Here is a 12,260-nt window from a genome sequence, read left to right as displayed (position 1 = left end):
TTCACAACCCCCTCAAAAACGCCTCCGGCCTGTCCAGAAACTGTTTCGTGATTTGGTAGTGCTCGGTTTCGCGGTAACTAACCGGGTTGATTTGTCCTTCTTTGAATTCAAGAATATCGGCTTCTGGCATGGCCATGATGATGGGGCTGTGCGTGGCAATGATAAACTGGCAGTCCTGCGTTTCGGCTTTTTGGCGGATGAGGGAAATCAATGAAAGCTGTCGTTGTGGAGAAAGGGCAGCCTCGGGTTCATCGATTAGATAAACGCCTTTCGCCGTGATTCTGGAAAGGAAGAATTTCAGGAAACCTTCGCCATGGCTCATGGCGTCAAGGTCCCCGCCATACCTGTTGATCAAAGCTTGCTTTTCTCCTTTGAGTGGGCCAAGTGCCAATGTAATATCGCCGCCCTGCCAGGTGTTTTCTATGTCCTCTATTTCTCGGTTGAGTTCGGCAATTTGGCGTTGAATATTTTTGACAAACCCTATGAAGTCTTCAGCTCTGGAGAAAAAGCCGTGTGTGGTCTTGATGGTTTGACCTAAGCTCAGAAATCTTCCGAGAAATCGGGCAGCTTCCAGTGAGGGGTCAAAATCTACACTTTCTGAACCAGCGGCTGGTAACCGCATTTTCGCTGCTATAGCTTCAAGCAGTGTGCTTTTGCCAGCTCCGTTTTCACCAACAAAAAAGGTGATGTTCTTTTTGAATTGAACAACACCCAAATTTTGAATCAATGGTAGATTAAATGGAAACTCCTGCGACGGAGGATAATTTCTTATACTGACTGACTTTAATAGAGGAGGCATCAGGCCAGCATTTTGGCCGAAACCATCTCCCGAACAGCATCCGCTATACCTTCTGCATCAAAACCACATTCTCTTTGAAGCTCCAGTTGCTCGCCATGCTCTACCAGTCTGTCAGGGATACCAAGGCGTTTTACCTGAGCCGAATAACCGTTTTCAGCCATAAACTCAAGTACAGCAGAACCCATACCACCTTGCAGGCAGCCATCTTCCACGGTGATCACTTTATTGAAATTTTGGAAGACTGCATGAAGCATTTCTTCATCCAGAGGCTTCACAAAACGGAGGTCGTAATGAGCGACATCAAGCCCCTCTTTTTCCAGTTCTTTGGTGGCTTCGACGGCGTAATTACCGACATGACCAATTGTTAGAACAGCGACATCTTCACCATCCTTTATTTTGCGGCCTTTGCCGATTTCTATTTCACTGAAAGGCTTTTGCCAGTCTACCATCACCCCATTACCTCGCGGGTATCGAATGGTGAAGGCATCTGTTCCGTTCTGAATTTTATCAAGCGTTGCAGTGTACATGAGATTACGAAGCTCTTCTTCATTCATCGGAGCTGAGACGATCATGTTCGGGATGCATCGCATGAAGGCAATGTCATAAGCACCATGGTGCGTAGGGCCATCAGCACCTGCAAATCCAGCTCTGTCCAGACAGAAAATCACAGGTAATTTCTGAAGGCAAACATCATGAATCACCTGATCATACGCCCGCTGCATAAAAGTGGAATAGATGTTGCAAAATACCGTCAGTCCTTTCGTAGCCATACCGGCCGAAAAAGTGACGGCATGTTGCTCTGCTATAGCCACATCAAAGGCTCTGTCAGGCATGGCTTCCATCATTATATTGAGTGAAGAGCCAGAGGGCATTGCGGGGGTAACTCCTACAATTTTTTTGTCTTTTTCCGCTAATTCCACAATACTTTTCCCGAATACAATCTGGTATTTCGGAGGTTGCGGAATAGGAGAGTTTGATTTCTTAATTTCACCGGTCAGTTTATCAAAAAGTCCCGGGGCGTGCCATTTGGTTTGATCTTTTTCCGCTGGTTCATAGCCTTTTCCTTTTTTGGTTAAGCAGTGCAAAATCTTTGGACCAGGGATATTTTTCAAATCCTCCATCACATGTACCAGATGGTCAATATCATGCCCATCAATAGGGCCGAAATAGCGGAGATTGAGAGCCTCAAAGAAATTGCTATTGCCTGTTACGGCTCCTTTGAGAGAAGTTTCAATTTTTGAAACAATTTCACGGGCACTTTTACCGAAAGTGCTCATTTTGCCGAGCAAATTCCAGACTTCATCTTTGACCTTATTATACGATTTTGAGGTCGTAATATCCGTCAGATATTCTCTCAAAGCCCCTACGTTAGGGTCTATGGACATGCAGTTGTCATTGAGAATGATCAGCAAATTGGCATCCTGAATAGAGCCGGCGTGGTTCATACCTTCAAAGGCGAGCCCGGCGGTCATGGCCCCATCACCAATAACCGCGATATGTTGAGCATTTTTGTCGCCATTGTGAAGTGAACCCACGGCCATTCCTAAAGCTGCGGAAATGGAGGTTGAGGAGTGCCCTACTCCAAAAGCATCGTACTTACTTTCTGAAATCTTCGGGAAACCCGAGAGGCCACCATAAATACGATTCGTATAAAATTTATCTCTTCTACCAGTTATGATTTTGTGCCCATAAGCCTGGTGGCCCACATCCCAGATGAGCTTGTCATCAGGAGTATTATACACATAGTGCAATGCCGCAGTCAATTCTACCACTCCTAAACTGGCTCCAAAATGGCCACCATTGATAGAGACCGTGTCAATAATGTATTGACGGAGTTCATCACAAAACTGAGGTAGTTGATCTTTAGAGAGTTTCCGAAGATCTTCCGGTGTGTTAACCTGAGCTAATAAATTACCCGGCGTTACGAGCATAATTTTATGGTTTTATCGGGGCCTTAAAAGCCTTTTATTGAGACAAAACTACGAATAAACGAATGTTTCAATACCACCTCAAAATAAAAAGCCCAAGACTTTAGCTATTTGAAGCTCTAAAGAGCCGTTCTTTTTCTTTTTTGGTCAGGCTCTCATATCCTGAAACACTTATTTTATCGAGCAGGGCGTCCACTTCTTCCTGATCAGGGATATAGCTTTCTTCCTGCTTGACATTATAATTTCCCTGCTTACCAACTGTGGAATGACTGAACTTTTTGGACTTATAAGCTCTTTTCGGCGGTTTACGGGTGCTGATGCTGCCGATCCAATCCTGTACAGCCTCAATTGGTGACCCCAGATCAATACCGAGTCTCAGCATTTTGATGTATAAGTATCCAAGCCCGGCTCCACCCAGATTGAGAATTCCGGAAGTCGGATTGAAAAAAGAGAACACCAGAAAGGCCAGAGCAATGTATTTTATTTTGATGTAGAATCTTCTGAAAAAGTAAAACTCATAATCGGGAATCAGCGTAACAGTGGCAAACATGACGGCGTAAACGGCAGCGTTAGAGCCTGTCACCAATGAGCTCATGCTCACCGTGGCATTGGTCATATTGATTAAGTTGTACGATACGAGGTAGAAGACCCCGGCAAAAATGTAACCTAGAAAATAGATGTTAATGAGCTTACGACTACCGATGAAATCTTGGACCAGAAGGCCGAACCAGTAGAGAGCGATTGAATTAAAAAGCAGCTGCAGAATGGAGCTATTGATAAATCCGTAGGTAAGTAAAGCCCAGGGGTGAAGTAAAAAGCCCGGAACATCAGCACTGAGACATAGGTTCTCATTCATGCCGTCGGCAATAGGCTTTGTTTCGGCGGAGACAGAGAGGGTAAGTTTGACCAAAAAGAGACCTATGAAAACAAATAAGTTAACCAGAATCAACTGAATACTTGAGCTGTTTCCTCTGCTAAAAGCCTGCCTTATGTCATCTCCAATACTCCCCATTCTTTATTAGAATTTTTACCATCTACGGAAACTCGGGCCTGATCGTTGATCAAACCCAAAAAACTTCAGAAGGACGAATCCAGTGATTAGACCACCAATGTGTGCAAAGTGGGCTACCCCCTGCTGAAGGCCTGCTGTACCTGCGTATAGCTCATACAGACCATATAAAATTACAAAATATTTGGCTTTGATAGGAACCGGGAAAAATAAAAGCATCAATTCGACATTTGGGAACAACACTCCAAAGGCCACAAGGATACCAAAAATAGCTCCGGAGGCTCCTACCATAGGCGTAACGGCCTGTCGCCAATAAGGCTCAGAGGCTACCACCATTTGAGTCATTTCATAGGTATTGAGCAGCGAATTCAGTACCGCCGCTCCAATTCCGGTAATTAGGTAGTATGTTAGAAACTTTTTAGAACCCATGTAGGTCTCAAGGGTAGAGCCAAAGATGAAAAGCCCAAACATATTGCTGAAAAGATGACCAATACCTCCATGCATAAACATGTAAGTGATGATTTGCCAGAAATGAAAGTTAGGATTCAAGAGCTGATCATTGCCAGGCAAAATGGGATTGAAAAAGGAAAAATTTGCGAAGAAGAACTCTCTCGCTAACATCGATAATAAAAACACTGCGATATTAGCTATCAGCAGATTTTTGACCATCGGAGTTATTCTGTCAAACATAATTTTAAGTATTGTTTAAAAACCGCCTGAGCCTGAAATGAGTTCGGCTATTTCTTCCAACGGTATGATTTTCATTATTTTCTGACCACCAGGCGTGTAAGTGGGCATGCTACTCTCAAAAAGGCGGTTGATCAGACTGCTGATTTCACGCTTGTCCATTTTTTTGACAGAGCGGGCGGCCGTTCTTTTGGCAAGTGAACGGGCAAGGTTTTGGGTTTTATCCAGTTTCAGGTCGGTTTGGTTTTCTTTAAACTGTCTGATGAGGTCATGCAATGCCGCTGCCCCTTCTTCATCACCCAGCTCGGCCGGGATACCATTGATGATCAAACTATTTTTGCCAAAAACCTCAAAACCAAAGCCCAGAGCATGAATTTCTTCTTTGAGTTCTTCTGCCAGAGCAAACTCTTCCGGTTTGAGATTGAGTGTTTTTTGAAAAAGCAATTGTTGCGAAGCTCCTGATCTGTTCGCCAGGTTTTTCTCGTATTGCTCAAAAAGAATTCGCTCCCAGGCTGCCTTTTGGTCAATCAGCAACATCCCGCTTTTAACCTGTAATACCAGATATTTCTGATGAATTTGCACAGCATCCACCTCCTCGGTTTCGGGTTTAACAAACTCGCTTTGTTGTTTTACCGGCTCTGTATAGTCTGAGGTGCTGAAGTTGGCCTTTGAGCCCATAGAAACCTGTGGAGCCGAGCGTTGAAAATTGGCAGCACTTTCAAGGCCTTCATATAGTTTCTTCCAATCGCTGTTTGCAGCAGACGATTTCTTATTTTCAAAATTGCCAATGGCTGAGCCGGACTGCTGAAAGGCTGTCGGTCTTTTCTCGGGCAAGGGCTGAGAGGTGAGATTGGCAAAATTGATATCTGACTCAAAATCAATACTTGGCGTCAGGTTGTAAACACCAATGGCTTGCCTCACCGCGGATCGTAAAATGCTGTAAACTGCTTTCTCATCATCAAATTTGATTTCCGTTTTCTGCGGATGGATGTTAATATCCACGTGTGAGGGGTCAATCTCAATATTGAGTACATAAAACGGGTGGTGACCATCCGGAATAGTCCCCTCAAAAGCTCCGGTGATGGCGTGGTGCAGGTACGGACTTTTGATAAACCTGTGATTGATAAAAAAGTACTGATCGCCACGGGTTTTCTTGGCGGCCTCAGGCTTGCCCACATAACCGCTGATATTTACATAGGATGTGTTCTCCTCACAGGCCGCAAGCTGCTGACGATAGTTTTTCCCGAAAACGTCAACAATACGTTTAGCTAGTTTGGCCTCCGGCAATTTATAGAGTTCTATGTCATTATGATAAACCTCAAAACCAACCTCAGGATGAGCCAAGGCTACCCGCTGAAATTCGTCGAGAATGTGCTTCATTTCCACCGGATTGGTTTTGAGAAACTTGCGGCGGGCTGGTACATTGTAAAACAGATTTTTTACCATCAGGTTAGTGCCCACCGGGGTAGAAACTGGCTCCTGACCTTTAAACTCCGAGCCCTCAATGCTGAGGCTTGTGCCAAGTTCATCTTCTTCTCTCCGTGTGCGAACCTCCACCTGGGCTACAGCAGCAATAGAAGCCAGTGCCTCGCCACGGAATCCCATGGTTCTGATGGCAAAAAGATCTTCAGACGTGCTGATTTTTGAAGTGGCATGCCGCTCAAAACTCATCCGGCAATCAGTGACTGACATGCCGACACCATTATCTATAACCTGAACCAGTGTTTTGCCAGAGTCTTTGATGATCAGTTTGACCATTGAAGATTTAGCATCAATGGCATTTTCAAGCAACTCTTTTACCACAGATGCTGGCCGCTGCACTACCTCACCTGCAGCTATTTGGTTCGCAATATTGTCTGATAAAAGATGAATGATGTCCATGATGTGCTTTCGCGTCAGCAGGTTTATTACAAAGGTGGGGAGTATAGTTCTTTTTCTTTAAGCAGAGTCTCCTTTTTTATAAACATATCCTTCTTGGGGATGTTGACAATTTTATTACAAAACATTTTTTTGTAACTTATCTGCTCAAAGTGAATCACTTACCTCTGCTCATTGAGTAGAAATATTTTCAAGAAAGCTAAGAAAACCAGCCGTTAACTATGAAAACTATGCCAAGACCTCCGGTCTCACTGGCGACTATTTTTCTTCTGTTTTTCGTGTCTGTTATAGCTCCGGCTCAATCTGAGAAATCAGACGCCCTGGTCTCGATACAGAAAAAAATAAATACACGCCTTTACACCATGTTAAAGCTCTCTGAGCAATGGCATGGAGAAACCCCTGATGTTCTGCAAGAGGATAAAATCAGGATTATTTCTCAATCAGCTGTTCTTATTAATGATCCTGCAAACCCAGTACCCTTGCCAGATGAAATTCTTCAAAATCAGGAATATGAAATTCTCGATTACCAAAACCGCTATTATCAGATAGAAACCACCTCCGGTCAGCGTGGATGGCTTTCTGAATTGTATGTAGAGCGTTTTGCCGAAAGTGCCGGTGCCAATGATTTGGGAATAAGCTTGCCCTCGGGCTCTAAGAAGGCGGCTCTGCTCGGTATGGCCAATGAAACTTATGCCTCCATCATACAACTTTACGAGAGTGCTGAGAAGCTAGCCAAAGATACCGACGATGGAAATTCTGAAGTTTTTAAAGCTATTCAGCAAAAGAAACGGTACTCAGACCTTCTTTACGCACGTGATTTCGAGGGCTTTTTGGTTGAAGAAAAGGTTGACAGTCAAATAGCTCAAAGGGTTTCGGTTAACGGCCGATTGGCTTTTGGAACATCTAGCTTTAACCGTTCGTTTGCCTCTTCTGCTGACGAATTGCAAAAAACGGGCAATACTGATTTGGGCTTACAACTTGCCTACAAACTCAACTCCAACAGTGCTCTGACCCTGGAAGGCGGCACAAGAAAAGAGGCCCTACAAAGTATTTACAGGAACTCGTATGGTGGTGCGGGCTACCGTTTCTCTTCTGACGGCCGTACACTGAACGCCGGCCTAAAACTCAATAACTACAAGGATGATTTTAGGGAGATCAATAATTATCAAAGGCTGAATTTATTTGCCAACGCCCGAGAGGAATTGTCTGAAAATCTCAGCTTGTCTCTACGATATCAGTTGCTCAATAATCGGTTTAATAATCGTGTCGAAAATAATTACACGAGGCACGCTCTCAGTTTTGGGGCTTTAATGAACACCGGGGTCAATCAATCCTTGAACATTGAAGCCAATGCTGATCTGAGTAACTCTTCAACGTCCTATTTTGACTATAACCGATATAAACCCCAGATAACGTATCAAAGTGGAAATGAGCTGGGTAAGTCAAGAAACATTACCGCTTATGCAGAAGTTTTTCAGTTTAATCTGGTGCCTTTGAGAAGTAATAACAAGTACTTTTTTGGTATGCGGGGAAGTAAGCCAGGAAACAACGCCGGAACATCCAATACCTCAGAGTTTGCTTTCTTATACCGCCAGTTTCCGAATAACGCACGAACCGATTTTTATCAAATTAACCTTGGTAAGGGGTTTAGGGCATATGGCTCAGGAAACAAGCAATTGAACACTCAGCTGGTGGCTCGTTACTTCCCGAATAATCAGGATTTTTCACATGCAGATTTGCATATGAATTACCAAAGTAACTCAAAAACGTATTACAGTTTCACAGGGAACATTCGCTATTGGTACCCGGGAGCCACCAATTTTATTACAACGGATATCTATGCTAAAGTGGGGGTGAAAGTACAGTCGTTTAGTATTTCGCCATTACTAGGGTTACACAATAACCTTGACCTTAAAGCGGATGAAATAAGCTTGAAAAATGACAAAAATAGCCTGCGAGCGGGGCTTGAGGTGAGAGGGGAGCTATTAATTGCACAAATTCTCCGATGGAAAATGAGAGGTGCTTACGAGTACGGTTTTGTGAATAACGCGGCCGTGGAGTCTATTAATAATGTCGGAGAAATTGTCTTTGGTGAAATCTATCAGCGAAACCCGACAAGCCTTCAGCTTCAGACCGATCTTTCAGCCAAAGTGATGAGGCAGACTGAGGTCTTCGGCACATTAAGATACTTTACCTATAACACAGATCTTACCAGTCAGTTTACCCGAACGCCGGTTCTTGGAAATGACCGATTCACGGCACAATTAGGACTGAGGTTTGGCTATAATTAATTACCGTTATGAAACTGAGATTGAGAAATATAATATACCCCATTATAAGCTTCTTTATTTGTTCTTTGACGGTATATGGACAAGGTGTGGTTGAAAATAATTTTGACCCCGAAACCTTTAAGAACAAGGCTGCGGAAGAGATAAATGCCAAAATTCAGGGACAGATAGAAGAATGGCTAGATTCAGGTTACGGTTCTGCGGAAGATATTGTCATGGAGCAAACGTACTGGAAAGATATGCTGGCCCAGTACGAGGCTTGGGGGATTGACCCTGAAGAAACCCCCACAGATTATTTCAATAAGGCAAAGGAAATTTACACCAACATTAAGGAAGACCCTGATTATGACCCCAAAGCAGATTTAAGCGGAAGACTTCAGGATATGATCAAAACCCGTGTGGAAAATGAAATCGGGAATGCTTTTGACAGTGTCATTGACAAGGAAAGCCAACAAATATATTCCGACCTGCAGGGACTGTATAACCATGCCAATGCTAAAATCCTGAAAATAGCAGAGGGTCTTGAAAAAATAGGGGAATGGGATGAAGAGGCCCCTGATTTTGAATCAAAACTGGAAGCCGAAGTACGTAATTGGGGGTTTAAAGGGCCTATCGCGGATTTTGTGGGAGATATGGATAACATATACACCCAAGTCAATGATCAATATGGAACTCAGATTAATATGGCGGGAAATCTGATTTCTCTTTTGAATGAGGATGATCCTACCGGCCGCATAGAAGGTCTGTTTGAATTTGGAGCAAATTACGGAGGGGAAATTCCTATACTCGGTGATATAGTCGCTAACCTTTTTGAGGTGGGTAAAGAGCTTTTGGCAGCGGCAAAACGAGCAGGGGGTATTCTGGAGAGAAACTATGGGCAGGGCTGTATGAATAATCAGGGAGAGTATAATTCTCTTACCACAAAGAAAAAGCAGTTCAGAGATAAATTTCCGAATGTCGTTTCGGCCTGTCCACTCTCTTATTCCATCAGTAGTGGCCCATATTATCACATATATGAAGAGAACAAGAATCTCTATTTTTATTTCAACAAAAGCTGGCATGGTGCCCCGGCCACCAGTGGTAAAAATGGGGCAGATGATGTTTGGGCTATTATCCAGTGGCTGAGACGAATAGGAAATGAAAATTACTATGACCTGGCTACCATCTATTCCATTTATGTTAAAGAGCCAGGTTTTGCGAAGTATCGGGAACAGATCAATGAAAAAGCGTCGGCTATCCAGCAAGGTGTAAGAAATAGCCTTCAGAATATCAGCTATTGCAATGATGCCGATCTGGAAAAGTATCTTTTTGATGACATTGACCTTAATTGGATCAGACGCCTCCTGGGGAATGACCAACTTGACTTTTCTCGTGCAAAAACCTTTGACGATGGATTAATAGAACAAATGGAAGACCAATTGCTGGAAAACCGCTATTTCCGGGCCGGGGCTAGTAATAACCTGAATCAATTAGACGCCATCATTGAAAAGCTCAAAAAGAATATTCCGGTTTATTTCAATGGACGGGTCATTTCCAGTGGTACTCAGAAACCTCTTGAAGGAGCTACAGTTACTCCTCCGTTTCCATCTCTGGTGATGTTTACCGGTGATAATTGCCGTAAACTGACCACCGATGAAAACGGTCGGTATTCGTTCTATATGAGAATGGATCCTGATCAATACAGGCGAGTAGGTATATTGACTTCTTATGAAGGGGTGAGTACTACTCCGGAGTTTGAGTTAGAGCTTCCTTCAAGAACATATTATCAGTTCACGCTCCGGATAGATTTGGGAGAGGAAGAAGAGCTAATAGAGCAGGAGAAGTGTGAAGAAAAAGAAGGTTATGTCTGGGATTCAGAGAACCAGATTTGTGTAGCGGATGTGGCCTGCGAGGTAGAAAATACAGTCAAAGTTTTAAATGAAGCAAAAACAGGGTATATCTGCGATTGTGCATCTCCAAATAAATGGAATGAGGATCAAACGCAATGCCTGACTCCTGAGCAACAGGCAGTGAGTGAGACAGATAGTGTGCCCACTGATACCTCTTGTACAGAACCATTCACCGCCTGGAATTCTGCTACCGAGACCTGCGATTGTATTGAAGGGTATACCCGTAATGACCAGGGAATTTGTGTGCCTGATGACGCTGAAATTCCTGAAGGTCAGGCTACTTTAACCGTAAGTCCGTCATCAGTAAGGATTGATGTTTCAGAGGAGGTCAGTTTTCAGGTAACTTACACTGACTCTACCGGAGAAAGCTTTGATGTTACTCAAGAGGTGAGTCCTCAACCCTTTTTTCCGGGCAAAGAGGGAGTTCATCAAAAGACCTTTACCTATCGGGGAGTCTCTGCCTCCGCCATAGTTGCAGTAGGTGGCTGTGCCGACCCTAATGCTGAGGAAATTGATGGTGACTGTCAATGCAAAGAGGGCTTCAGTCCTGATTTTCAGGGGAATTGTCAACCGGAAGGGGATGTATTCACCGCTATTAGTATCGACCCGGCAGAGCAAACAATAGGCGTGGGGGATAACCCTGGGTTTGTGGTTATTGGTGTCAATGCACTTGGTGAGACTTTGGATATCACCAACAGGGTCAGCCTTTCAGGGGCTAGTGGTATTGGAGATGTTTCAGGAACGTTCACAATTTCGGCAACAATACAAGGGTTATCGGCGGAGGCTCAGGTCAATGTCAATGAATGTGGCGACCCCAATGCTGAATTGAATACAACGACCGGGAACTGCGATTGCAAAGACGGATACCTTCCTGATGAAAACGGGAAATGTGTTTCGGATGAAGAGTTAAAAGAGGAATTGGAAGAAGAGGCTCTTGAGGAGTGTGAAAACCTTGCAACGTTGGCTTCAGAATATTCTTCAGTTATAGGTCAAATCAATAGTTTCCAGAGTGATTATATCGGCTTTAAAAATCGTTTTCTGAAAGAAGTGAATGACAGGGCATCAGATCTTTGTCAAAATCAAATGGCCGCTTTTGCTTACGCTCAGGCTTTGAGTGCTTATGAAAATCTGCGAGGAAGTATTGATCAGGGGAAAGAGTTGTATTTTCAATTAAGCTATCTCAGCCAATGCCCTTCTTACGAAGCTGAAACCGGGCAGTATAATCTGGGTTCGTATGACCTTAATGCTCTTTTAGATCAGATAAGCGGTCAGGAGAGTTCTTTGGCAGAAATGAACAGTCGAATTAAAGAGAATGGCTGTAACGAAGAAGATATCGCTGACATTGGTCGCACCGTGGTGGACAGTGACAAAGACCCCGAGCTGATAAGCATGGGCGGTACTGGAAATGAGCTTTCTGGTGACGGAAAAGACAATGATGGAGAAGGCCAGGAAGATGAGATACCTGTAAGTGCAGAACCCGGTTATAATGTGACCATTGTAATTTATGATTCCGGGTCTGCGAAAGATGATGTATTCTCTTTATACATTAGCGGAGCGGGTGATTTTGGAACAACTCCCGAGGGAGGTTTGAGAACATACCCTATGCAATTACCACCGGGAGACTATGTGGCATCAGTATCGGTTTTGGAGGACGGTGGAAACGTTGGTACTTATACCATCAATATTTTTGTTAATGGAATGTCCGTTTTTTCTACCTCCAATAATACCGACGAAGGCGTTACAGATTCTTTCAACTTCTCTGTGAATTAATTAGAGTACTTT

Annotated in this window: 7 protein-coding genes; 2 read left to right on the top strand and 5 right to left on the bottom strand. The window is 43.7% G+C overall.

The window, feature by feature from the left end:
* Window position 1 precedes the first annotated feature (1 nt).
* The 5 genes from AFM12_RS06545 to mutL form a co-directional block, all read right to left on the bottom strand.
* Window positions 2-799, bottom strand: a complete 798-nt coding sequence (locus AFM12_RS06545; RefSeq protein WP_055145581.1) for an AAA family ATPase — start codon at window positions 797-799, stop codon at window positions 2-4.
* On the bottom strand, window positions 799-2,730 hold the full coding sequence (gene dxs, locus AFM12_RS06540; protein WP_055145578.1) for a 1-deoxy-D-xylulose-5-phosphate synthase: 1,932 nt from the start codon (window positions 2,728-2,730) through the stop codon (window positions 799-801). The genes AFM12_RS06545 and dxs overlap by 1 nt, the downstream gene beginning before the upstream one ends.
* 100 nt (window positions 2,731-2,830) lie before the next feature.
* Entirely contained in the window at window positions 2,831-3,739 is a 909-nt protein-coding gene (locus AFM12_RS06535) for a rhomboid family intramembrane serine protease (protein ID WP_055145575.1), read from the bottom strand.
* Window positions 3,740-3,754: 15 nt separating this feature from the next.
* The gene (locus AFM12_RS06530; RefSeq protein ID WP_082391227.1) at window positions 3,755-4,426 is read right to left on the bottom strand and encodes a rhomboid family intramembrane serine protease; all 672 of its coding nucleotides are present in this window, start codon (window positions 4,424-4,426) and stop codon (window positions 3,755-3,757) included.
* A gap of 15 nt (window positions 4,427-4,441) precedes the next feature.
* Window positions 4,442-6,304, bottom strand: a complete 1,863-nt coding sequence (mutL, locus tag AFM12_RS06525) for a DNA mismatch repair endonuclease MutL (RefSeq protein WP_082391226.1) — start codon at window positions 6,302-6,304, stop codon at window positions 4,442-4,444.
* Between the two features lie 218 nt (window positions 6,305-6,522).
* Here mutL and AFM12_RS06520 point away from each other — a divergent pair, with 218 nt between their 5' ends.
* Both AFM12_RS06520 and AFM12_RS06515 read left to right on the top strand, forming a co-directional pair.
* Window positions 6,523-8,592 (top strand): hypothetical protein, encoded by a 2,070-nt coding sequence (locus tag AFM12_RS06520; protein ID WP_055145567.1) that lies wholly within the window; start codon window positions 6,523-6,525, stop codon window positions 8,590-8,592.
* Between the two features lie 8 nt (window positions 8,593-8,600).
* Complete coding sequence (locus AFM12_RS06515) at window positions 8,601-12,248, top strand: hypothetical protein (RefSeq protein ID WP_157687311.1); 3,648 nt, start codon at window positions 8,601-8,603, stop codon at window positions 12,246-12,248.
* Window positions 12,249-12,260 lie beyond the last annotated feature (12 nt).

Source organism: Jiulongibacter sediminis, from assembly GCF_001306455.1.
Classification (GTDB): Bacteria; Bacteroidota; Bacteroidia; order Cytophagales; family Spirosomataceae; genus Jiulongibacter; species Jiulongibacter sediminis.
The sequence above is the reverse complement of the archived record's forward strand: the minus strand, read 5'-3'. Positions and strand labels throughout refer to the sequence as shown.